This is a genomic window from Pantoea sp. B566, from assembly GCF_024793925.1.
GTDB classification, from domain to species: domain Bacteria; phylum Pseudomonadota; class Gammaproteobacteria; order Enterobacterales; family Enterobacteriaceae; genus Pantoea; species Pantoea ananatis.
Window position 1 is genome coordinate 103,234 of the sequence record NZ_JANUQL010000002.1, and the last position, 23,732, is coordinate 126,965.

The following is a 23,732-nucleotide window of genomic DNA, read 5'->3' on the forward strand; positions in this document are numbered from 1 at the left end:
GCTTCTGCTGGCCGAAGTCAGTAAATCTTGAAACCGTTTACCCGCCGTTAAGCATTTAACGTTCCGGGAGTGATAGCGATATCATAACAGGCGCTTTTTAGCACAATATTCAGTCCTTAACGCTTATCGATAACGACGGGAAGGAGATGTAAGAGAATATAAAAAACTGCACCTTACTCAGTAAGACGTCCAGCTTTTGAGGTGCAGTTCTTTGAGGGGGTTGAGCATAATTAAAAGGCTAAACAATCAGTTCAGGATGTAAAACCGAGCAGGTTCAGGACATATCATCCTGAGTTTCATCGTGTGGGCAAGGTTCGCCGGTGTCATCACAGGCAGGATTAATGCGCAAACCGCCTGAAGGCTTTTGATGAGCAGCAAGTTTGATGTTCCCCGCACTGCCCGCATTGTTCTTTGGCAGCGTAGAAGCTGACTGTTGTTCATGTACAGATACAGCCAGTGCCGCATTCTGAAAGGTAATCAAGGTCGCGATGGTGAACGCCGTTGTTTGCAGTGCCACTTTTACGGATAACATTTTCATAACTTGCCCTTTAGAGATTACGCCAGGAAGGACAGAACGGTTAGCCGTTCTGCTCTGTGCTGTATTCAAACTCAGCAGTGTGAAAATAGAATCTTTATATTTCCATTTTAATACGGACCTGATAAATCAGATTAACCCTTGCCAGCCTGATGCAGAGAACTCCAGGCGTAGGGAAATAATAAAGATTAAAATCATTATCTTATTTACCTCATTCTGCTCGTTGATATTGCAACATCCCCCCTTACTTACACATTTTTCAGATCCTGACTGAGCAGAGCATTAACCAATGACGAGCGGATGAGTGGTAACTGGCTGCACTTTCTCTCAAACTGTCTAAACCTGGCATCGATAGCACCATACTCAAAAACCTGTGCAGGCTGCGGCCAGAAATTTCATGCTTTTAGGGCAATGTATTCTGCGCATAACTTTCATGCCGAAGCGTTTAAGACGCGCTTTGTTTTTCTGTTTTTGTATACGCTGACGTATCAATTCAGACCACGCTGCATCGTTAACGACTGCTCAGGAAGCATGAAATGAAAGTACAAAAACTTGATCAACCCGCTTCAATCAAGACGCTGGAATCATGGGGGACCGTTGAGGGCCTTCCGGGATCGCCCGAGATTGCACTGGCCGGGCTGCAGACGGTGATCCCCGGTCATGAGAATACAGATATGGGCATTTTTGAATGTACGGCGGGCAGTTATCGTCGCGGCGTTAAGCAAGCAGAGATGATGCATTTCCTGTCAGGAACGGGTTCCTTCACAGCGGATGGCGAAGCACCACAGCATTTCAAACCTGGCGATACCTTGTTCTTTGAAGCGAATACAGAAGGGACATGGGTCATGGAGACCACCATGCGCAAGCTTTATGTGATTTTCGACACCCTGTAAAAGTTCGATCACTGATTCATCCCACTGAGGATGAATCAGGACAGCATAAAATCGACGGCATCGTTCGCATGAATGCGCGTTGTATCGAATACCGGTAGCGCGCTTTGTGCTTCTGAAACCAGCAAACCAATTTCCGTGCAGCCAAATATGACTCCTTCTGCACCTTGTGAAGCCAGTTCCTGTATCACCTCAAGATAAAACTGGCGGGAGCCTTCCGTAAATTTCCCCATGCAGAGTTCATCAAAAATGATTTGGTTGATGACGTTACGCTGTTCTGCAGGTGGTACCAGGGTAGCAATTGAGAATTGTTTATTCAGGCGGCCCAGATAGAAGTCCTGCTCCATGGTATAACGCGTGCCCAGCAAGGCTACTCGGGTCATGCCTTTGCTCGTTATCGCCCTGCCCGTCGCATCCGCGATATGTAAAAAAGGCAAATGACAGCGAGATTCAATCGCCCCGGCAACCTTGTGCATCGTGTTGGTACATAAGACGATTGCGTCTGCACCGGCACCCGCCAGACCCACGGCCGCCTCAGCCAGTAGTTCACCAGCCCGATCCCAGTCGCCACTGCGCTGGCAGGCTTCAATTTCATGAAAATCCACGCTGTGCAGAAGCAGCTTTGCCGAGTGTAAACCGCCTAATTTGCTTCTGATTCCCTCATTGATCAACCGATAGTAAGGAAGCGTTGATTCCCAGCTCATGCCGCCTATAAGGCCGATTGTTTTCATCACTCTCCTTTGAAATACATCACTGCCAAAGCCTGTCGAGGATAATAAAACTGCGCGTTGCCTGAAAGAATTATGACGGGTTAGCCGCGTGTTTTCAGGCGTTGCGCTAACCCGTTACCGCCGAGTTCTGGCCGCCGCCGGGCAGCGGAAATCCAATGCCCGGCAGGGATCTACCATCACGTTTTATTGCCTTTTTCACTCGCCTGCTGTAATGCCGTGATGACGATGCCCGGCGTTAACACCTGAGGCAGGACAACGGGTTTTCCGCCGTCAGCAGGATAAACCACATACAGCGGCAAACCGCCACGGCCAAAATCACTGAGTGCCTGCTCAACGTCAGGATTGTACTTTGTTGAGTCAGCAATCATATAAATGGTGTTGGTGCGCGCCATAGCCGTCTTTACTGCCTGGGTTGACAGCGAGGTACGTTCATTAACCTGACAGGTAATGCACCAGGAGGCGGTAAAATTCACCAGAACCGGTTTACCCTGGCCTTTTATAGCGTCCACATTTTGGGGAGACCATGCCACCGCAGCCGCTGCCACAACATCCGAAGAATCAGGGGCTGCCGTCGAGGTTTTCAGCGTAAATAACGGTGGTACCAACAGGATAATTACAACAGCTGTGGCGATGTGCAGAGCCCAGTGCCGCCTTCCCATCATCTGCCGCTTCTGAGCCAGGCCATACAGCCAGGCGGCAAAACCCAGCAGCAGGCAACAGGTCAGTATCGCTGCCAGCGCCGTCGAGCCAGCCTGCCGTTCCAGCACCCAGATTAACCAACCCGCCGCACCCAGCATCGGAAACGCCAGGCCATGTTTTAGGGTGATCATCCAGGCACCCGGCGACGGCAGTATTCGGGCAACGACAGGGAAAAAGGAAATCAAGGTGAAAGGCGCAGCAAAGCCCAACGCCAGAGAAAGAAAGATAATAAAGCTGATAACGGGGGGCTGTACAAGCGCATAACCTATGGCGCTGGCCATAAAGGGCGCGCTACACGGGGTAGCAACAACAATCGCCAGCGCCCCCGTTAACGCGGACCCGGTCAATCCCCCCCGCTCGCCCCCGACTTCGCCGGCCCGCTGAAGTGATAATCCCACCTCGAACAGGCCAAACAGATTAAGTGCGGATGCCAGCATCACCAGAACCAGCAACGCAATCACCAGCGGTGACTGCAGTTGAAAACCCCAGCCCACTGATGACCCACCGAATCTCGCCAGCAACAGCAGACCAACCAGTAACATCATGGTGACCACTACGCCAGCCAGAAAAGCGAGCCCTTCTGCACGAGCCTGTGCGGGCCTGGCGTGATGCCGTATCAGACTCAATGCCTTGAGCGAAATGACCGGGAACACACAGGGCATGAGATTAAGTATGATGCCGCCCAGAAAAGCGGCGGCGATAGCAGTCAACATGATTTATCTGTCCAGATCGGGAATTAAGCCGGGTTGGCCTGGCGGTATTTTTTCACGGCATCCAGCGTTTTCTGAATGTGTGATTCTGGATTTTTATCCGTATAACTCAGCAGGATTTTGCCATCCGGTGCAATAACATAAGACGTACGATCGGAAAGCGTTTTACCTTTCATCTCCATCGTACTTTTGTATTCTGCAGCCACTTTTGCGCCCGGATCGGCAGCAACGGTGAATTTATCGCGGCATTCAAGTTTAGAAAATTTCTCAATCTGGTCAGTATTACCTGCGGTGACGCCGATTACCGTTGCGCCCTCTTTTTTAAAGTCATCTGTCGCTTCTGCAAAGGCATGCGCCTCTAAGGTACAGCCTGCACTAAACGCCGCCGGGAAAAAATATAGAACGACCGGGCCTTTTTGCAGTGCCTGCTGTAAAGAGAAGGTGGTTTCTTTACCTGCCAGTGCGGCTTCCAGTTTGAAATCCGGCGCCTTTGCACCCACCGGCAGTGCCGCGAACGCGGAGGTCATTGGAAGGCTCAGTGCCAGTAATGATGCAGCCGTCAGCATTTTCAGGTGATTCTTGATACGCATTCTCTTTTCTCCGTCAACAAGCAGGCATAAGTGCCCCTTGCACGTTAATACTAGGTTCATTCACTAAAAATGAAAAAGTTTGCGTCATGGAATAACGCGATAGCGTCACCAGAGCGTTAATGCAAACGTGTCTGGCATCTACAGTAAGATAGTCTTACAACCGATCATTTAGATATGCGGTTAGGCGATAATTTTGTGTCAGACGGTAAATATTCAGGGAACAGAGAGATGCCCTACCTGATAACGCTGAAAATGGCCCGAATCTTGCGCGGGCGCCGTTGTCCAGAGACAAAAATCTATGTGGCGCCAGTGAAAGGTATCCAGAGCCGATACGCGTGCTAACGCCCCGGCTTGTTTTGGGGGCTGTGTTAACCCGGCGAGATCGGCGTAAGCAGGAACGGTGCTGACGTTCAGGGAAGCAAAACCGGCTTGACCCATCTCTGGCGACAGCCTGGCCGATAAGACCGGGAAGGTATGCACCTGCGGCCAGCCAAAATCCTCAGTAAGCTTTTTAAAACCTGCCCCAGACAAAAAACAGTGCATGCTCTCTGCGTCCTGCCAAAGATAAAAGGGCGCATACACATTTTCATCCGTGTTTGTGGGACCTTTGGCTTTGCACGCATAAAGCCAGGCTTTGAATATGAGACCAGGAAATCCCGCCATCTTATATCCGTTGTCATCAATCCGGCGTTGAATAATCGTCATGTCGTAATCGGCGGGAAGAACAAAACGGTATTGCATAGCAAGCATGGTTTTCTCCTTAAAGTTGGGGAATATCCGCCAGGTCAAACATCTTCCCATGACTAAAAGACCAGTCTTCTGACTGAGTGAAATGAAGAACGATCATGACATCATGGGGTTTTATACCCATCGATTTTTCAAGACGGCGGGTGAGATCCTGATAAAAGGCCTGTTTCTGCTGCGTATTACGCGCTTTACCTGCGGTAATGGTAAACAGAAGAAAGTCATTGCTGCGGCCCGCCTCAGCACCACAAAGATAATGCCGATCAAAAATCCGGCTGTGCGCGTCATAACAATCAAAAAACTGAAAGCAGTCTCCGCGCGGAACGGAAAATGAAGCTTCAAGCGATTGCTGTAACGCAGCAGAAATTTTCTCTCGCCACTGCTGAAAACGCGCTGTTGAGATGGCTATATGGCTTACAGGCATCGGTATCCCTCACTCAGGCTGTGTGTTTTTGAAGACGGTCAACGCGGAAACGGCGTTGGGCCAGCCGCAATAAAAGGCAAGATGCGTTATTACTTCGATAATTTCATCGTCTGAAATGCCATTTTGGCGAGCAAATTCCAGATGCCAGCCCAGCTGTTCATTTCGATACAGTGCAACGAGGGCGCTGACCGTAATCAGACTTCTGTCCCGCGGTGAAAGCCCGTCCCGCTGCCAGATATCGCCAAATAAGACCTCTTCACTGAGACGTGCCAGCTTCGGTGCTATCCCGGCCATATTCTCCCGACTCACCTTTATCGTGTTCATTTTTGTTTCTCCTTGAGGATGTGGTAGAAAGATAGGATGCTTTGACGATCTATAAAATCAGAAATATTGGGACCCTGAATCCCATAAAACGGGATGAAAAATGGCGAAAAGACCCGTTACGTTCGATGCTGAAACATTACGAACCTTTGTCACCGGTATTGAGTTGGGTAGTTTTGCTGCTGCTGCAGAGCGCCTGGGGCGTTCAACATCGGCGGTAAGCGCTCAGCTTAAAAAGCTTGAGCAGCAGGCAGGCGCCGCGCTGGTGCAAAAGTCAGGACGACATCTGGTCCTTACTGCCCAGGGGGAAATGATGCTTGCCTATGCGCGCAGGCTGATGAGTCTCAACGACGAAGCTTACCAGGCAGTGAAATCGGTGGGCATCCGTGGCGAGGTTCGGCTGGGATTGCAGGAAGATTTTGGAGAATCACTTCTCCCCTCTCTTCTTGGGCAATTTTCACGTGCGCACCCCGACGTACAGGTCTCCGCGACCGTGACCCGCAACAAGCCTCTGCTGGATGCAATACGTCACAATGAACTTGATGTTGCCCTGAGCTGGCAGGGTGACGAGAGCACCGCCTACAGCGAGTCGCTCGGTTCATTACCACTCTGCTGGATTGGCGCAAAAGATTTCGATATCGGCGCATTTATCGATCGGAACCGACCTCTGCCGTTACTGGTTTTTGAAGCACCCTGTCTGATGCGTAGCGCGGCGACAGCGGCCCTGGACAGCATGAATATCCCCTGGCGCATTGCGTTTACCAGCAGAAGCCTGAGTGGGATATGGGCGGCCGCGGCGGCCGGGCTCGGAATGACGTTGCGAACACAAACGGGCATGCCGTCATCACTCGCGATATTTGACCAGCAAAAATTGCCAGATACTGGCGCGATTGGCGTTCGTCTGCATCAGTCTGAAAAAAAAGTATCAGCCGCAGCAGCCTCGCTTTGCCAGATGATAAAAACGCACTTTCATGGCACATAAGCCAACTACCGCGACTGAAGAAATCCAGCCAACAGACAGCATCAATCGATGACCGGACAGGCAGGTATTTCTGGCGGTTGAGGCTGAGCACAGGGCTGTCAGATTGTGGTCGTTTAAGCAACGCCCTGCTTTTTGTCCGGCCCGGCTTTGGCACCTCTCCTGCTTGCTGCGCTAATCCTGTCGCGGGCACCTGAGTAAGATCACTTACAGGATGATGTAACTAAAATCGTTACAGAAGATACTGTGCTCACACTTTTGTGACATTCATCGCCACTGCTGTTTACCCCCGGCTTATCTCTCCACCATAGCCTTGTACGCTGAGCGTATCACCGTCTGCTTCCACCCACGCGAAGGGCACGTCTAGAGGGCCGTCGAGCATGCCCTTCATGATAAAAAAGTCGGTGTCCAAAATACGGGCATAGCCTCCGCGATGATCGTGTCCGGCAAAACAGGCGCGCACCCGGTAGCGGGTGAATAAATTCACCAGCGCGTCGGCGTTCATTAACATATGCGTATTCCCGGGAGCCAGCGGATAATGCCCGAATACCACGATGCTTTCTCCGCACTGCTGTGCCGCCTGTAACTGCTGCTCTATCCACACCAACTGTTGCGCGCCCACGGCACCGTTCCAGGGCTGCGCGTGGGGTTGATGCTCATGTTGCAGCCGGGCCAGCAACGCTGCCGCCTGTTGGCGATCGGTGCCGTTGAGCGCATTGCAGTAAAGACTCATATCATTGCCATCGTAGACAATGAAGCGCCAGCCGTTAAAACGGAAAGCGTAATAGCTCTTGGGTAGGGGAACCTTACCTTCAAGTCGTGTGGCAATCGTCTGCGCATCATGATTACCCAGCACCACGGCATGGGGATGCTTTAATTCTTGATATACCGGCAATACCGCAGCATAGCTGTACCAGTCGCGATCGACGAGATCGCCCAGGGTCACCACAAAATCGAGCGGCTGCGCGTTGAGCGCCGTGATGGCCTGGTGCAGTTTTTGTAGTCCGTTGCGATAGTAAAGATGGTTGTCAACATCCGGTTCGATATCCGCATATTGCGGGTCGGCGATCAAACCAAAACGAACAAAGTTGTTCCGCGCAGCTAAGGGACGCAGCAACGGCGGTTGATACAGCGGTACGACCTCCGCCAGCAGTTCGCGCTGCTGCAGGCTAAGCGAGTGAGGCGTTAACATTGGCGTTCACCTTAACGTATACCGGCACGCATGAAAGACTGAATAAACTGACGCTGAAATATCAGAAAGAGCAGCAAAAGCGGCAGCGTTGTCATCAATGTTGCTGCACCAATAAGCGCCCACTGCACGCCCTGCTCTGGCGCGGAAAATAGCTGCAGCCCGACGGTTAAGGGCCGTACCTTAACCGAGTCGGTAATCACCAGCGGCCAGAGAAAATCATTCCAGTGAAAGCTGACAGAGACTAACGCAAAGGCGATATAAATCGGTCTGGCCAGCGGGATGTAGATCTTACGTAAGATATAAAACCGGCTGGCGCCTTCCACGATCGCCGCCTCTTCCAGCACTAAGGGGATGCTTTTAAACGTCTGGCGCAGCAGGAAGATGGCAAAGGCAGACGCAAAATACGGTAAGGCAATGCCGGTCAATGTATCGCGCAGGCCCAGTGCGCCAATGGTTTTATAGTTATTCAGGATCAGCACATCGGGGCTGATCATGAGCTGCAACAGGATAAGGGCAAACAACATGCCCGAATACTTCAGGCGAAAACGGACCAGTGCGTAAGCCGCCATCGTGGCCAACACCAGTTGGACTGTAACGATCATCATCACCAGCAAAATCGTATTCATGAAGTAACGGGCAAAGGGGGCAGCATGCCAGGCGTTAATAAAATTTTGCAGCGTCAGCGGCGCAAAAAGCCGGAAGCTGCCCTGCTCTGCCGCGGGATGCACCGCAACCCACAGCGCCACCAGGATAGGGAGCAGCCATAGCAGCGCCGCTAACCAGATAATCAGATTCAGGCCGAGGCGGCCAACAGAAAAGGAAGGCTTCATTGATAATGGGCTCGTTTATCCATCAACTTAAATTTAACTAGCGCAATCGCCGCCAAAATCAGCAGCAACACCACGGTCATGGCCGCCGCTGCCGGTAAATCCCAGTAACTGAATGCTGTGCGATAGATGTAAAACAGCAGCAGGCTACTGCTGTTGTCCGGGCCGCCGTTCGTCATCGCAATAACCTGATCGACGATGCGAAACGCATTCATGGATGCATTGATCAAGACAAATAACGTGGTCGGCATCAGCAATGGCCACTGGACGCGCCGGAAGAAATAGCCCTTTGATGCCCCTTCGATTTCCGCCGCTTCACGCAGGCGCGGATCAATCTGCTGCAGGGCAGCAAGATAGAAAATCATAAAGAAACCGGCCTCACGCCAGACGGAGACCGCCATCAGGCACCACAGGGAGGTGCCCGGCTCGCCAAGCCAGTTAACCGGATCAATGGAAAACAGCGACAGAAGTTTGTTCAGTAAGCCCAACTGTGGCGTGTAAAAAAACAGCCACAGGTTAGCAATCGCAATCATTGGCAGAAGAGAGGGAATAAAAAAAGCCGCACGTATCACGGCGTTAGCCGCCAGTCGTCGGTTAACGGCCAATGCCATGAGCAGAGCCAGCATCACCGCCAAAGGGATAGTGACCAGGGCATAGAGCAGATTGTTCCACAACGACCGGATAAACACATCGTCATCCAGCAGCGCAGCGTAGTTATCCAGCCCAACAAACTGGGCCGGATGACCGTTACGTGAGGCGCTGAACAGACTTTCCCACACCGTCGCCAGAGCAGGATAATGGGTAAACAGCAATAAAAAACCCAGTGCCGGTAAGATCAGCAAATAGCCGCACAGCTGTAATGATCCGACGCCTGAACGTAAAGCAGGGGATGCTGTTGCAAGTGTGTTCATCGCCATCGTATTACTGGTAAGCCTTCAGCAAACGATCGGCCTGCTTCTGGGCGGCTTCCAGTGCTTCTGCCGGTGTTTTCGTCTGGGTTATCGCGGCTTCAATGGCGTGGTTCAGCGCCTCCTGAATTTGCACGCTGTTATAGGTCGAGAGTTCTGGCTGGGCATAGTTAAGTTGCTCACGTGCCACCAGCGCCTGCGGAACCTGTTTCACATAGTCTTTCATGGCTGGCGTTTCCCAGGCGGCGGGTGAAGTCGCGACATAACCGGTAGCAATACTCCAGCGAGCAGCCTGTTCAGGGGCGGTGACCCAACGGATAAACGCCATGGCGGCTTTCTGCTGTGCCGGAGATGCATTTTTGAAGACATACAGATTACCGCCACCGGTCGGGCTTCCACGCTGTGTCTTTTCAGGAAGCATCGCGACACCAAACGGGAACGTCGCATTTTTACGCACCACGCTCAGATTACCCGTGGTGGTCACCATCATCGCGGTTTTGCCACTCAAAAAATCTTGTGGCGTGGTGCCCCATGCCACGGCGCCTTTAGGTGAAACGCCCTCTTTCTGACCGAGATCGGTTAGCCACTGTAGCGTTTCAATGTTCCCGGGCGTATTAAAATACACGGCCGTGCCCTTGCCATTATCAAGATGCGCGCCATTGGTCGCAGCAAACCCCTGAAACACCCAATAGCCATTTGGCGTAGTCGGGATTTCGATGCCCCACTGGCTGACGTTTTGCCCGTCTTTCACGACCAGCTTTTTGCCAAAGTCCACCACCTGCTGCCAGTTCGCAGGCGGCGTATCAGCATCCAGACCCGCTTTTTCAAACGCCTGCTTATTCCAGTACAGCACCACGGTCGAGCGCTGAAAAGGAACGCCCCAGACTTTTCCATTGATATGGCGTAAGAAAGCAGGATAGAAACTGTCGATCCATTTTTTACCCTCATCGTCTTTGGCCAGATCGCTGGCCGCGACAATCGCCCCCGCATCCATCAGTGAATAAGCTTCGATATCGCCAATAACGGCCATTTGTGGCGCATTACCGCCACGAAAAGCGGTCAATGCTTTGGTCACCGTCGTGGCGTAGTCACCGGTATAGACCGGCTGAATACTGACTTCGGGATGAATTTTTTCGAAATCGGCAACCAGTGCTTCAACGGTGTGGCTGATCGCGCCTCCCACTGCGATGGGATAATACATTTGCAGTTTTACCGGATCGGCAGCAAAAACTGACGCGCTGGTTGCGATAAGCAATGCAGGAAGCAGATGTGACAGACGAATAGCAGACATGATTTTCCCTTAGGTAAAAAGATCGTTAAACCGCGTATTTTTTGGACGAAACAGACATCAGCTGTTCTGCATGCAAACAGCGTTTACCGCTATCGGTGGAAAACAGGTATTGCTTATCAGCAGGCCATTGCAGCCCCACCAGGCTTCCCTCACTGAACCGTTTCATTCCTGCTACCGTCACCGTTAATGTTTCGTGGCTGTGAGCAAGCTGGCACATTAATAAGGTATCAGCCCCCATATATTCGTAACTCACCACGCTGGCCGTCAGCACCGCGCCATCAGCGTTAATAAGCTGAATATCTTCAGCCCGAATGCCCAGACTGAGTGCGCCGGCGGTGAAACCTTCGACGACAGGCTCCCTGAGCGGACTCAGATAGTGGTTCGCGTTGTGGCAGGCGAGCGGCAGGATGTTCATGGGCGGTGCGCCAATAAACTGTGCCGCGAACACGCTGGCAGGGTTGTTGTAGAGATTATCAGGTGTGTCGTGCTGCTCAATTCGTCCCGCGTTCAGCAAAATAATGCTGTCCGCCATGCTCATGGCTTCTGTCTGATCGTGGGTGACATAGATCATTGTCAGACCCAACTTCTTCTGTAAGGCACGGATCTCACGGCGCATGCTTTGGCGTAGCTTGGCATCAAGGTTAGAAAGGGGTTCATCCATCAGGCAGAGCGTATTGTTGGCGATAACGGCTCGCCCCAGTGCCACCCGCTGTTGTTGACCACCGGACAACTGGGACGGCAAGCGATCCAGCAACGCCTCCAGTTCCATCAACTTACTGACCCGACTCAGACGATCGGCAAACGTGAGCTTATCTTCACCGCGGGCTTTTAAGCCAAATAACAAATTTTCTTTAACGCTCAGGTGAGGAAAAAGCGCATAAGACTGAAACACCATGGAGAGCTTGCGTTGGGAGGGGGGCAAATGGGTGATATCCACATGATTGAAACTCACCGAACCCGTGTCGGCCGTCTCCAGGCCGGCAATAGTGCGCAGCAGCGTCGATTTACCACAGCCTGAAGGCCCCAACAGAGCAACGAACGTCCCTTCGGCGGCGTCAAAATGGATATTATCCAGTGCGATTTTCTCGCCCCAGCTCTTGGTGATGTGATGAAGCGCCAGATGGCTCATACATGCGCCGCTTTGCAAATAAGAATTGCAGTAAGCTAGCCGAGAAAAATGAACGATTTATGGCTGAAAAATGACAGAAAAAAGATGCACCCATTGATTAATCATGCGGGCTTATCCTTCCCTGCCTTACCAGGCCGCCGTCGCGACCGAGCTTTTCCTCTTGTTCCTGACAGCGAATGAACGCAGAAAGCGGCATCCTGACAACCTGTCGTGCCCATAAGTGACGTTGAACGTCTTGATTGACCAGCCGAGACTGCATGCGATTCTGCTGCACGACAGGGCCAGGGCTAACGTAATACGTTCGGCGGCACCCCGGATGCTATAAGAAATGACCAGACGCGTGCAAAGCGCCAGAGACTCACACAACGTCTCGGAATCCTCGCTGCAGCCACAGAGAAAGGGCTGCAACGACTGTTCACTGCCGGAAACAGACACAGGTTGAATATTTCCGCTTAGTAGGTAGACTGGTATACATACACACCACTAACAAAGGTTATCGTCATGCCAACTCAATCTGCCAGCGCAGAAACTGCTTATGATAAGTTGCTCAGTGCGGCGCGCGTGCTGTTTTACAACCACGGCATTAACGGGACAGGTATCGATGCCATCGTAAAGCGGGCCGGGGTCGCCAAAAAAAGCTTATATAACAACTTTGCCTCTAAAGATGAGCTGGTCGCGATTTATCTCAGGGTTCGTCACGAGGAATGGCTTGCCTTGTACAAAAATCGTCTGGACCTTGCCATGACGCCGAAAGAACGGGTACTGGCCGTATTCGCGGCTTATGAGGACCATGCTGAATTTGCCTATGAAAACGGGTTTCGCGGATGTGGCCTGCTGAACGCAGCGGCAGAGTTGCCCGCCAGCGCGCCGGGACGACAGGCCGTTCGTGAGCACAAGGAGGAAGTGGAGGCGATTCTGACCGCGCATCTGACAGACCTGATGATGGGTGATGCAGAAAGCGCGCGCAAGATGGCACGGCACTTCGCTTTTCTACTGGAAGGCAGTATTTCACGAGCCGGGCTGGAAGGTAACAGCGACTGCGTGAGTCAGGCCGGTATGATTGCTGAACAACTGATGGAGGCATACTGATGCCTGCATCCGGACACCAAACGGGTGGCGCAACGGCCGTCATTATCGCGGCTGTGCTCTGGGGAACGACCGGTACAGCAGCCACCTTTGCCCCGGCTTTAAGCCCGCTAGCCGTGGGCTCGGTGGCAATGGGTATCGGTGGACTGTTCCAGGGACTTATCGCTGCAACCCCGCTTATTCGACAGCGGCGACTGATTTTTCGACATTGGCCTTTTCTGCTGACGGGCGCCCTCGCAGTGGCGGTTTATCCGCTCGCTTTTTATGCGTCTATGCGCTATGCCGGGGTCACTGTCGGCACTGTCATTTCCATCGGCTCTGCCCCGCTACTGTCAGCCCTCATTGAGTACCGTCTTGAAGGCGTACGCCTCACAAAGCAGTGGGCAGGCGGTGCCGCTACAGGGCTTGCCGGCATGATCCTGCTTTGCCTTGCGGAAAGCGGTGGGCACAGTACTGGACAAGGTTCTGCAATGACGGGCATTACGCTGGGGCTGCTGGCTGGTTTTACCTATGCCCTTTATTCGTGGTCTGCGCGGCGGTTAATGCAGGGCGGCATAGCTCCACGCGCGGCAATGGGGGCGACCTTTGGAGCGGGCGGTATCCTGCTTGTCCCTGTCCTTCTGATGACCGGCGCACCGCTTCTGGAAACCTGGAATAATGCCGCCGTCGGGATTTATATGGCGCTGGTTCCAATGTTTCTGGGATATCTCTGCTATGGCTACGGACTGGCGCGCATCCCGGCCAGCATGGCAACCACGATCACGCTGCTGGAGCCGGTCGTCGCCGCTCTGCTGGCCATTCTGCTTGTCGGGGAAAGGCTGCCGCTTTCAGGTTGGGCCGGTGTAGGACTCATTATTGCCTGCCTGGGTGTGATCACCTTTCCAGCGGGCAAGCGCGCCTCCCCTTCAGCCCAGCGCCGGGCTGATAACCTTTAATCTGGGGACAGGAAAAAGGAAGGAAAAAGCGGCCTTCGATGCATTCTGGGCTCTCGACATACGCACGGGCGCTCTCATTAAGCTTGAGGAAAGCAAAACCCGCCTTGATAACTGACTCCGTCCCTGAACCTGAGCAGAGGTGTCCTGTGGCGCCTGTATCAACGATAACGCCCAGGATTTACAGGGCCCCAGGGTAATCTGCATAGTCAATCCGGATACGATGAAGACAGGACCAGAGAAATCGAATGTTCTGCTGCCTGGCGTCTCCGAGGGTTCAGGCGGGACGATACCTTTCGCTTTTTGCTCATGGCTGACATTACCAACATCAGCAGCGATGTCTCAGCCCTCTCGGTCTGCCCTTATCAAATATAAAACGCCTGTTGCAAGGCATCAGGCGTTTAAAAGCTGCCAGATTTCGATCCTTATCAGAACCTTTTATGGCCTACTTTTATCAGAACTGCTCCCAGTTTTGATCCTGTCCGCCAACCACTGCGGTCTGCGGTTTCTTAAAAACCGGCGACGATACCGCTGCGGCGCGGTTTTGCTCCCGATTATTACTGGATAACTGACCCGCAAGCGTAATCGTGAAGGCACCCACTAAATGACCCAGCGTGGAGGCCTGATCTATCAGAGAACGCGATGCTGCGGAGGCCTGCTCAACCAGTGCGGCGTTTTGCTGTGTCGCACCGTCCATCTGATTTACGGCCTGATGGACCTGGCTGATGCCTTGCGACTGTTCTCCGGCGGCTACGGATATTTCATCCACCAGATCAGTGACCTGCCGCACCGCATCATTCATGCGTGACATGTTAGAGCCTACCCCTTCCGCCTGCTCAGAACCGGCCTCGACAAAGCCCATTGATGACTCAATCAACTCCTTGATTTCACGAGCTGAAGAGGATGAGCGCTGTGCAAGATTACGAACCTCACCCGCCACCACCGCAAATCCCCGCCCCTGCTCACCAGCACGTGCAGCCTCAACGGCGGCATTCAGCGCCAGGATGTTGGTCTGGAAGGCAATCCCTTCAATGAGTGCAATGATGTCAGTGATTTTGGCTGAGCTTGCCCTGATGTCACTCATAGTGGACAGTAGTGTGCGGACACGACCAGCACTGTCTTCTGAGATATCCCGGGCGTTTTTCGCCAACTGACTGGCAAGACGCGTATTTTCAGCGGTCTGACGGACGGTTTCGCTAAGCTCGGACATACTCGCTGCTGTCTGCTCCAGGGAGGCCGCCTGCTCTTCCGTACGGGAGGACAGGTCTTCATTACCCGCCGAAATCTGTGCAGAAGCAGAGCTTACCGACTGAGCAGAAGCTTCCACCTTAGACAGTGAATCTGAAACATTCTCAATCAGATGGTTGAAGGCCCTTGCCGTCAGGCCGATTTCATCATGACGTGACTCATCAACCCTGAGAGTCAGGTCGAGTTTTTCACTGGCCTCTTCCATGGTCTGACGCATGCCGTTCAACTGACGGCGTATAGACATGATGGTTTTGATCGTGAAAAAACCCAATACAAGGATGACGGCGCCAGAGCCGGCAATCAGTCCCCATAGAGTCGTATAGTAGATATGGGTATTGGTTTCATCCAGTTGAGTGCCGATATCAATATTTATCTGCAGTTGCTTACGGTAACTGCTTGTAAGCGTGCGAATGGCTTCACTCAGATTTTTACTGCTTTCATCTGAGTTCGCCGTCGATGATGACTGGGGAATCCTGTTGGTCTGCAGGAAAGGCAGCAGCCTGTCATGAATGTTTTTAATCATGACGAACGCCTCTTTGGTCAGCCGCAGATCTTCGTCGCTGGATATATCATTCTCAAGATAATGCTGATTGAGGGTATTAAGGCGCTCAACCGTTTTGTTCATTTCTGATTCAATTTGCCCCTGCCTGGCAGGGTCTTTTGCGCCCTGATAGTCGTATAGCTTAATGAGAAGTTCATTGTTCTCATCAATCAGTACGTTTAAGTCGATGATCGAAGGTATGGCGTTAATCTGAACATAGTGAAAGCGATACTGGAAGCCAGTAACGACCACGATGGAAATAATAACCATAGAAACGAGAGAAGCTGAGAGCAGAGAAAACGTAAGATAAAGTCGCTGTGAAATTGTCATAACTCACCCTGTGTGTATTTAAAAAATAAAAAACCAACGCTTAGTAAATCGTCGAAATCAACGAAAATTTGATTTTTTTAGAGAGAGGCTGGTGAGTTATGGAGATGAGTAGAGTGAGAATGTGCAGGGCCTGAACATAAACGTGAATATCGCGTAAAACCCAGGGCTAACAAAGCCGCGAAAGGCTGCTCAAGTTTCGCTTTCTGCTGAATGTGGACATTGCGCAATAAGCTGGCTGTTTTTTGCCTGAATGGGCACGGCTCACCCTTTTCACTCAGTTAGGCTAATGCAGCTTTTCATCGCTTATGATAAAAAAGATAACCCGCACTAAGGAGGTTTTTATGTATCTGGATGATATTCCTTCTTCTTTTCGGCAGCATGACATGCTTTATCTGACAGCGCCTGACCTGGGCCGTGCAGAAGAAATGCAACGAAAACTGAATGCGTTCAGCTCACTTCATCATGAGTTCTTACTCTGGTCTCCGGGTTTTCACTCTATTGATTCAGTTGAGAAAAACATGGCAGATGCCGCAGATAACTTCCTGAATGACAGAGACGAATATAAGTTTTTAATCATTGAACGCAAGTCAGATGAACTCTTAGGCTGCATAAGCTTGTTCATCCGCAATCAGGCTATCCCTTACGTCGAAATCGGCTACTGGCTTGCAACCAATGCACTGGGCAAAGGCATCATGCCCGAAGCGTGCAAACTGGCCACTAAAATAGCCTCCGATTTTTTGCACGCAAAGAGAATTGAAATTCGTGTCGCGGGACGTAATGTGCGGAGTCAGTCCGTTGCATTAAAATGCGGTTTCAAACTGGAAGCCAGACTGGTTAACGAGCGCCTCGACAGCATGGGAATGACTGACGATACCTTGATCTACAGATATGGCGGTTGACTCTCCCCATCCTGTGAAGTCAGCCTTTCGCTGAGCGCGGCTCTAGACTGTTACGCATGTCCGCTTTATGCCGGGACGGGTCGTTACCCTCAAATCAACCCATCTGTGTCCTCTCACCCACGGTTTCCCTCTCCGGCGAGCCACAGAAGAAAGAACGGATGATTAAGCGCGCCCAGGGTAAACAGTCAGGCTGCTTATTTGGTGAATGATGAGGAGATTAGTTTGATACCCAGTATGCCCAGAACCGCTGAGGAGACGCGATCAACTGACGTCTTGATACGTAAATATACCTGACGCGGTTTCTCGGCAGACAGCGCGACAGAAACGATGGAGTACCAGACAAAATCGATCAAAAAGCTCATCAGAGGGATGACGACATAAAACAGTAGCGGGATATTTTTAGGCAAAAGGGCACTAAAAATAGAGGCAAAGATAATGGCTGTTTTGGGATTGCTCAGTTGTGTTAACAACCCATCTCTGAATGTTTTTAGCCATGTCTTGCTGTGCCCATTTTGTCCATTCAACGCGAGGTGTACAGGCTGAGATGCACCTTTGAAGATGTTAAAAGCCAGCCATAATAAGTAAAACCCGCCCGCCACCTTCATAACCACAAACAGTTCCGGCACCAAAAGTAGCAGCCTCTGTAGCCCAAGCATCGCGACCAGGGCAAAAATCGCAGCACCAACGCCAGTGCCTAAAGCGGTCACGATTCCGTGAAGACGAGAATGCACAACAGCATTTCTGGCAACATAGATAAAGCTTGGGCCAGGGCTTATCACCCCCATAATCAGAACGGCAGCAATTGCCATAAGGCTTGAAATCAACATCCTGGACCTCGGTAGGGAATAATCAGAGCGGCTATTCTAAAGGAAATGATCCGTTTTCACAGGGTGGATTGTGTTGTCTCCGGGATTCGAAAACGAAACAGGCCCGCTGAAGCAGCTTCTTGCTCGTCACCATCGTTCATCGCTCACCACCCAGGTGCATCTGTTTAATACCTTTGCTGGTTACCCACGAACAGCCTGACTCACCTGTTAAATTTGTTATTAATCGGCAGCTTAAAGCCAGTGCGGTTAAAGAGGTGCCAGTCTGTATTTGCTATCCTTGGGAAACGAATTCTTGGGTTACCCTTTTTGGAGCAATAATGAGCGATATTATTAATCTGTTCACCAGCCATAAAAGTGAGCGCAGCTTTACCGATAAACCTGTTGACGATGCCATCCTTGATCGCATTATCAGCACCGCCTATCGCGCCCCTACCTCCGTTAACTCACAACAGGTTTCACTGGTCGTTACGCGGGATGCCGCTCAACGTCAGGCCATTTCAGAGATTGCCGGTGGACAGCCCTGGATTGCCAAAGCGCCCGTTTTTATCACCGTCGTTCTCGATATGCATAAATCCCGGGTCGCCATGGCGGCTGTGGGCAAAGAGCAGGTTGCTCAGGACAGCATTGAAAGTATTGTTTCTGGCGCGACTGACGTAGGCATTGCACTAGGCAGTATTATGGCCGCTGCGCGGGCGGAAGGTTTAGGCATCGTGCCCATCGGGGGAATTCGCCGCGACCCGGACGCGATGATCGAACTGCTTAATTTGCCGGAATATACTTTCCCTGTCGCGGGCGTCGTTATCGGTTACGTCGACCAGCCCGCTTTCCAGAAGCCGCGCCTGCCTCTGCAGACCTTCCGTCACGAAGAAAGCTATCACACCGAAGGTCTGGAACAGCAGATCGCCGCTTACAATGCCGAAATGGTTCAGCACTGGCAAGCCACCGGGCGAGCTGACGGCGAAAGCTGGAGCGACAGCGTGAGCGGATACTATCAGCACATCTATTTCCCAAAAGTCCTGCCTGCACTGCACAAACAGGGATTTGGTAGCGACAAATAACCGTCATTCGTCCGGGCAATGCCCGGGCGATGTCTTTCCCTCTGGCTCAACTCTCACAGGCTAACCCCTTGCCCCGTTTCGCCCCTCGTGTTTAGCACGATAGAGCGCTTCATCCGCCCGTTTAATTAATCGTTCCGCCCTTTCTGGCCCTTCCCCTGCCACCGTTGTTGCCACGCCGGCACTCAGCGTGACGCACCCGGTTTCCAGCCCTGTCGAGCTGTGCGGTATCGCTAACTTCCTGACGGCCTCAACCACGCTTGAGGCTATTTTTAACGCATCCGCGGCGCAGGTGTCGGCTAACACGATGGCAAATTCTTCTCCGCCATAGCGTGCGGCGATATCGATGCGGCGCTGGGCAAACGTCTTCAGTAAGCGTCCTACTTGTTGTAAACAGGCGTCACCCGCGACATGGCCGTAGGTATCGTTGTAGCGTTTGAAATAATCGATATCGAAAAGGATTAATGATACCGGCCCACCGCTACTGCGGCCGTGCAGCAGGCTTTTTATCAGAAAGTGGTCAAAGTACCGGCGGTTAGCCAGCCCCGTGAGCCCATCGCCGTTTGCCAGATTCTCCAGTGAATGATTCGCTTCGGTCAGTTCATCCCTGAGATGGGTTAATTCAATTTGATAGCGTAAGCTACGTTTGGCTTCATGCCGTATCAACATCCACAGCAGAATGATCGCCATCAGAAGCACCATGCTTAATACTACGCCCTGAACCCGGCTTTCGGCCCAGCTAATCAAAAGCCCATCTTTGTCAAATCCTGCAGCGACAACCAAGGGGTAACGGCTAGAACTGGCGAAACCAAAAATGCGGGTTACGCCGTCAACCTTCGCTTTCCACTGGCCGCTGCCGCGTTCGGCATTGGCTAACAGCTGGTGAAAAAGCGGGCTGGAGGAGAGATTTTTACCGATGTAGCTGTTCGACAAAGGACGAGCATAGAGCACGGTGCTGTCTGCCAGCATCAGCGCCAGTAAGTCCTTTGGACCAATAACAAAATAATCGTAGTAGTGACGAAAGTAATCGATGCTCACCGTGGCAAGGAGTACACCACGGAATCCCTGGTAGTTATCACTGACGCGCAGCGAAACAGGAATAACGTAGCGGCCCGAACTGCGGCTTCGTAATGCAGGCCCCACGTGCAGGCTGTTGCGTGGATTGTTGCGATGATAGCTGAAATACTCCCGGTCGGCGTTATTTCCTGAAAACGAGTGCATTAACGAACTGGCGACCCATCGCCCCTGCGCATCGTAATAGAAAATACCCTCCAGCTGCGGCAGGCGGCTCTGTAACGTCCGCATGATGTCGTTGAGGGTTGAGACATCTCCGCCCGTCTCTGCCTGAGACTCGATTTCACGCTGGACTTCACGCAGCGACAGTTCCGTTTGCAGAAAAGTATCTTCGGCCTGACGGGCCTGAGCCAAAGAAAGATCAATGGCGCGTTCTTCAGTGATACGAACCGTTCTTTGCCAGTCCTGGTAAAGCGTCCAGACATTGATCACAATAACGCCAATCGTCAATAAACTTCCCGCCAGGGTAATGCTTCTGAGCAGTGGTGAAAGGCGCATCATCGCCGCATCTTTTTTTCGACGTAATTCCATGCTGGTTAACCCTTCTCTCGCCACGGGATAATGCAACATATCAGAAACAACGTGTTATCAATAACATCCTGACAGGCCATTTATATCTGCTGTTTTCAGTTTAGATTAAGACAGGAACGCCAGCCTCGCCTTGCGCCTGTTCAGAGTACAGGCAGCAGGCTCTGATAGCAGTCTGATGGTGCCAGCCTCACCGGTCGGGCGTATCGGGGAACTCGCAGATGTCGCGGCAGCCTCCACGTCATCCATGACATGGAGAAGGAGAGGTTAACGTCGGCGGCGCCACCACCAAAACAGCAGCAGTCCGATCGTCAGCACAACTACTGCCAACCCTGCGCGGGCTATCGGTAAAAGCAGTGACGGCTCGCCGCCCTGACGCAGTGATTTCACCCGTTCCGGGGTAATGCGCACGGCACTGTTGCCTATATCCTGCATGACATAATTCGTGACGTCGGCAATTTGCGTATTATCCAGCGTATGGGCAAAACCAATCATGCCCTGACCGTTTGCGGGCCAGACACCTTCAAGCACGGCCATGGCAACGTTATCGGCCGTAGGCTTTTCCAGGATCGGATGTTTACTCAGGGCAGGTAAACCATTCAGGCCCTGTCCCTCAAGGTTATGGCAGGCGGCACAGTTGTTGCGGTATACGCGCTCGCCATCCGTTAAATCGGACAGCATGTCTGGCGTATCATCTCCGGTCACCGGCGTGAGTCCGCTAGCCGGTTCCTGAACATCTGAATCCGCGTCAGCCTCGCCTTCTTCCTGATCGGCGGCAGGCATCAGGTAGGTTGCTATGGCCGCCCGATCTTCCGGCGTCATACGCGAAAAACTCTTGTCTATCGCTTCAAGCATCGGCCCCGCCGCCGTCGCACCGTTATCGGCGTGACCGCTCGCCAGATAAGCTGCCAGCGATTCCCGTGACCACTGATCGTCACTCTGTAAGGTATTGGCGGTGATGTCAGGCGCAAACCACGTCCCTAAAGAGGCGCCCTGTAACGATTTGCTCTGCTGCTCAGCCATTAAAAAATTGCGCGGCGTATGGCAGGTGCTGCAGTGCGTTAGCCCTTCGACCAGGTAAGCCCCCCTGTTCCATTCCGCGGACTGGCTGGGATCGGGCTTGAAGGGTTTTGTGTCCAGGAAGAGGAAATTCCACGCCGCCATACTAAAGCGAAGATTAAACGGAAACGGCAAATCGGTTTTTTCTGGCTGGCTATCGACCGCTTTCACACCATGCATAAAGTAAGCATAAAGCGCAGACACATCGCTATCACTCACTTTGGCATAGGCGGTGTAAGGCATAGCCGGATACAAATGACTGCCATCGGCACGAATGCCCCTGCGTAGCGCATCGGCAAACTGTTTTTCAGTGTAGTGACCAATACCGGCTGTTTTCGAGGGCGTGATATTGGTGCTAAAAATAATGCCTAAAGGGCTACCGATGGCATGGCCGCCGCTGAACGGCGCTTTGCCTTCCTCTGTGTGGCAGGCCGCACAATCCCCAGCCACGGCAAGATATTCCCCTCGTTTTATGAGGTCAGTCTGGCTTTCCGCCCACGCGCTACTCTGAGTTGCAGTCAGCATTAGCAGCGTGGCGGGCAGCAATCGGCTCAATCGCTTACCCATGCTGTGTCTCCTGCAAAATCTTATCAGCGGTACGCAGCGCAAGTGCCATGGCGGTGAGCGTGACATTACAGGTGCCGACCGTTGGCATCACGCCGGTACCGACCATAAACAGGTTTTCATGATCGTGCGCCCGTCCCCAGACATCGGTTACGCTGGTTGCCGGATCGAGTCCCATCGACAACGTACCGATGATATGTTGACGGTTCGAAAATTTACCGCTTTTGCTGTGTCGGATATTGGTCGCACCCAGTTTTGCCGCTATCGCATCGTAGCACTCTCGCGTTTTTTCCGTGCCCTTCTGCACATAGTCATCCACATCCCAGAAGAGCGCAGGCGTGGATAATCCTAATGCATCTTTATTGCTGCTCAGGGTCACGCGGTTATCGGGATTGGGGAGCTGTTCCAGCGCATTTTTAATGCTCAGTCGGCGGGCCGCACGAAAACGAACCTGCTCCTGGAGTTTTTTACCAAAGTACCCCTCTTCCAGCACTTCCTTCGTCACCGCCGCCACCTGTGATGCATTGGAGATATCCAGACGGAATGGCGCATGTTCGCGGCGGAATTCGCCGTCTCTGAACTGCCCTATTGAACAGGGACTGACAGGTCCGCGTCCGGGCCAAATCTCTTCATCCACGTCGAAGGTGATGCCAATGGCGGGATGGTCGCAGAGATTACGACCAACATTGTCACGGGCATTGCCAATCCCGTGCGGAAATTTATCGCTGGTCGACATCAGTAAAAGCTTTGGCGTTTCAATCGCATTGGCCGCCAGAACAAATGTCTGTGCCGTAATGCGATGGCTGGTTTTATTCCAGTCATAATAGTGGGCGGCAACAATCCTGCCCTGCGCGTCATGCTCAAGCTTATACACGACCGCCTCGGTGATCACCTGAACGCCTGTGTCCTCAGCCTGCTGAGCGGCCAGACCGCCGTGATACTGAGCATCAATCGGACACACCGGCATACAGTTGTTGTTACCGCAGCAGGCCGGGCGACCATCGTAACTGCGACTGTTGCGTCCCGTGCTGTCGTCCAGCACGCTGAAGTCGGGTGCCAGTCTGGCCGTGACGCGTTGCTGAAGCCATGAAGCCGGCACGCGCGCCATCGGAAACGGTTTACTGCGTGGCGAGCCGTTATCAGGTGAACCGCCGACGCCGGCAATGACCTCCGCCTCATAGTAATAGGGCTCCAAATCCTGATAGCCGATCGGCCAGTCTTTGCCCACGCCATAAAGGGTATGCTGCTGAAAATCATTTGGCACAAAGCGCCACAGCTGAGCAGCCCAGTGCCAGCTGGTGCCGCCAAAAATACGGATGTACTGCGCATTAAACGCCTGCGGACCGAGCTGTTGCAGATAATCATTAGGCTCAGGCGTATAGCGTGGCTGAGGTGCCATGGGAGAAAAGGGATAAGGTGACATAAAGTCAGACTTAAAGGCGGAACTGCGAAAGCGCTCGACCAGTTCATCGCGCCCAATTTTCGGCCCGGACTCAAGTAATACAACGGATTTACCCGCTTTGGCCAGTCGGGTGGCCAGCAAAGCGCCATTTACGCCCGCGCCTATCACAACGACATCCGCCGACTCATTCTTCTTCATTGATGACATTACTCATAAA

The 23,732-nt window shown here is 52.4% G+C and carries 23 protein-coding genes; 6 read left to right on the top strand and 17 right to left on the bottom strand.

Annotated elements, in window-relative coordinates; all coding sequences use genetic code 11:
* Positions 1-274: 274 nt before the first annotated feature.
* On the bottom strand, positions 275-538 hold the full coding sequence (locus tag NYE92_RS00470) for a hypothetical protein (RefSeq protein WP_116584843.1): 264 nt from the start codon (positions 536-538) through the stop codon (positions 275-277).
* Positions 539-1,071: 533 nt separating this feature from the next.
* On the opposite strand from NYE92_RS00470, the gene NYE92_RS00475 reads away from it, so the two are divergent.
* A complete protein-coding gene (locus NYE92_RS00475; protein WP_013027915.1) occupies positions 1,072-1,428 on the top strand; it encodes a cupin domain-containing protein in 357 nt (118 codons plus the stop codon).
* Positions 1,429-1,463: 35 nt separating this feature from the next.
* On the opposite strand, the gene NYE92_RS00480 is transcribed toward NYE92_RS00475, so the two are convergent.
* The 6 genes from NYE92_RS00480 to NYE92_RS00505 all read right to left on the bottom strand — a co-directional run bounded on the left by NYE92_RS00480 (position 1,464) and on the right by NYE92_RS00505 (position 5,647).
* Positions 1,464-2,156, bottom strand: coding sequence for an aspartate/glutamate racemase (locus NYE92_RS00480; protein ID WP_014604652.1), 693 nt, complete (start codon positions 2,154-2,156; stop codon positions 1,464-1,466).
* A gap of 176 nt (positions 2,157-2,332) precedes the next feature.
* On the bottom strand, positions 2,333-3,568 hold the full coding sequence (locus tag NYE92_RS00485) for a protein-disulfide reductase DsbD (RefSeq protein ID WP_013027917.1): 1,236 nt from the start codon (positions 3,566-3,568) through the stop codon (positions 2,333-2,335).
* Between the two features lie 23 nt (positions 3,569-3,591).
* Complete coding sequence (locus NYE92_RS00490) at positions 3,592-4,155, bottom strand: peroxiredoxin (protein WP_014333199.1); 564 nt, start codon at positions 4,153-4,155, stop codon at positions 3,592-3,594.
* A 213-nt stretch (positions 4,156-4,368) separates the two neighbouring features.
* Positions 4,369-4,905 (bottom strand): DUF4865 family protein, encoded by a 537-nt coding sequence (locus tag NYE92_RS00495; RefSeq protein WP_210487733.1) that lies wholly within the window; start codon positions 4,903-4,905, stop codon positions 4,369-4,371.
* Positions 4,906-4,915: 10 nt separating this feature from the next.
* On the bottom strand, positions 4,916-5,323 hold the full coding sequence (locus NYE92_RS00500; RefSeq protein WP_259018340.1) for a tautomerase family protein: 408 nt from the start codon (positions 5,321-5,323) through the stop codon (positions 4,916-4,918).
* A gap of 9 nt (positions 5,324-5,332) precedes the next feature.
* Positions 5,333-5,647, bottom strand: coding sequence for a carboxymuconolactone decarboxylase family protein (locus NYE92_RS00505; RefSeq protein WP_013027921.1), 315 nt, complete (start codon positions 5,645-5,647; stop codon positions 5,333-5,335).
* A gap of 100 nt (positions 5,648-5,747) precedes the next feature.
* Between NYE92_RS00505 and NYE92_RS00510 the strand changes: the two genes are divergently transcribed.
* Positions 5,748-6,626 (top strand): LysR substrate-binding domain-containing protein, encoded by an 879-nt coding sequence (locus NYE92_RS00510; RefSeq protein WP_110286865.1) that lies wholly within the window; start codon positions 5,748-5,750, stop codon positions 6,624-6,626.
* 280 nt (positions 6,627-6,906) lie between these two features.
* On the opposite strand, the gene NYE92_RS00515 is transcribed toward NYE92_RS00510, so the two are convergent.
* The 5 genes from NYE92_RS00515 to NYE92_RS00535 are packed head-to-tail and all read right to left on the bottom strand — an operon-like array spanning position 6,907 to position 11,970.
* Positions 6,907-7,815 carry a metallophosphoesterase gene (locus NYE92_RS00515; protein WP_259018343.1) on the bottom strand — a complete coding sequence of 303 codons (909 nt, stop codon included), beginning with the start codon at positions 7,813-7,815 and terminating at the stop codon, positions 6,907-6,909.
* Positions 7,816-7,826: 11 nt separating this feature from the next.
* A complete protein-coding gene (locus NYE92_RS00520) occupies positions 7,827-8,645 on the bottom strand; it encodes a carbohydrate ABC transporter permease (protein ID WP_013027924.1) in 819 nt (272 codons plus the stop codon).
* Entirely contained in the window at positions 8,642-9,559 is a 918-nt protein-coding gene (locus NYE92_RS00525; RefSeq protein WP_259018345.1) for a carbohydrate ABC transporter permease, read from the bottom strand. Before NYE92_RS00525 ends, NYE92_RS00520 begins: the two co-directional genes overlap by 4 nt.
* 4 nt (positions 9,560-9,563) lie before the next feature.
* A complete protein-coding gene (locus tag NYE92_RS00530; protein WP_072139163.1) occupies positions 9,564-10,841 on the bottom strand; it encodes an ABC transporter substrate-binding protein in 1,278 nt (425 codons plus the stop codon).
* Between the two features lie 25 nt (positions 10,842-10,866).
* A complete protein-coding gene (locus NYE92_RS00535) occupies positions 10,867-11,970 on the bottom strand; it encodes an ABC transporter ATP-binding protein (RefSeq protein ID WP_014333208.1) in 1,104 nt (367 codons plus the stop codon).
* Positions 11,971-12,471: 501 nt separating this feature from the next.
* Between NYE92_RS00535 and NYE92_RS00540 the strand changes: the two genes are divergently transcribed.
* Both NYE92_RS00540 and NYE92_RS00545 read left to right on the top strand, forming a co-directional pair.
* A complete protein-coding gene (locus NYE92_RS00540) occupies positions 12,472-13,059 on the top strand; it encodes a TetR/AcrR family transcriptional regulator (protein WP_013027929.1) in 588 nt (195 codons plus the stop codon).
* On the top strand, positions 13,059-13,991 hold the full coding sequence (locus NYE92_RS00545; RefSeq protein ID WP_013027930.1) for a DMT family transporter: 933 nt from the start codon (positions 13,059-13,061) through the stop codon (positions 13,989-13,991). The genes NYE92_RS00540 and NYE92_RS00545 overlap by 1 nt, the downstream gene beginning before the upstream one ends.
* A gap of 451 nt (positions 13,992-14,442) precedes the next feature.
* Here the strand turns inward: NYE92_RS00545 and NYE92_RS00550 are convergent, their stop codons facing one another.
* Entirely contained in the window at positions 14,443-16,107 is a 1,665-nt protein-coding gene (locus NYE92_RS00550) for a methyl-accepting chemotaxis protein (protein WP_158150435.1), read from the bottom strand.
* Positions 16,108-16,448: 341 nt separating this feature from the next.
* Between NYE92_RS00550 and NYE92_RS00555 the strand changes: the two genes are divergently transcribed.
* Positions 16,449-17,006, top strand: a complete 558-nt coding sequence (locus NYE92_RS00555; RefSeq protein ID WP_014333214.1) for a GNAT family N-acetyltransferase — start codon at positions 16,449-16,451, stop codon at positions 17,004-17,006.
* A 194-nt stretch (positions 17,007-17,200) separates the two neighbouring features.
* On the opposite strand, the gene NYE92_RS00560 is transcribed toward NYE92_RS00555, so the two are convergent.
* A complete protein-coding gene (locus NYE92_RS00560; protein ID WP_013027933.1) occupies positions 17,201-17,833 on the bottom strand; it encodes a LysE family translocator in 633 nt (210 codons plus the stop codon).
* Positions 17,834-18,150: 317 nt separating this feature from the next.
* Between NYE92_RS00560 and NYE92_RS00565 the strand changes: the two genes are divergently transcribed.
* Entirely contained in the window at positions 18,151-18,891 is a 741-nt protein-coding gene (locus NYE92_RS00565; protein WP_029569646.1) for a nitroreductase family protein, read from the top strand.
* A gap of 60 nt (positions 18,892-18,951) precedes the next feature.
* Here NYE92_RS00565 and NYE92_RS00570 read toward each other — a convergent pair whose 3' ends face one another.
* The 3 genes from NYE92_RS00570 to NYE92_RS00580 form a co-directional block, all read right to left on the bottom strand.
* Positions 18,952-20,493: a sensor domain-containing diguanylate cyclase gene (locus NYE92_RS00570; RefSeq protein ID WP_259018347.1), complete on the bottom strand. Its 1,542-nt coding sequence runs from the start codon at positions 20,491-20,493 to the stop codon at positions 18,952-18,954.
* 264 nt (positions 20,494-20,757) lie between these two features.
* Positions 20,758-22,116 (bottom strand): cytochrome c, encoded by a 1,359-nt coding sequence (locus tag NYE92_RS00575; protein ID WP_014333217.1) that lies wholly within the window; start codon positions 22,114-22,116, stop codon positions 20,758-20,760.
* The gene (locus NYE92_RS00580) at positions 22,109-23,713 is read right to left on the bottom strand and encodes a GMC family oxidoreductase (RefSeq protein ID WP_259018350.1); all 1,605 of its coding nucleotides are present in this window, start codon (positions 23,711-23,713) and stop codon (positions 22,109-22,111) included. Before NYE92_RS00580 ends, NYE92_RS00575 begins: the two co-directional genes overlap by 8 nt.
* Positions 23,714-23,732 lie beyond the last annotated feature (19 nt).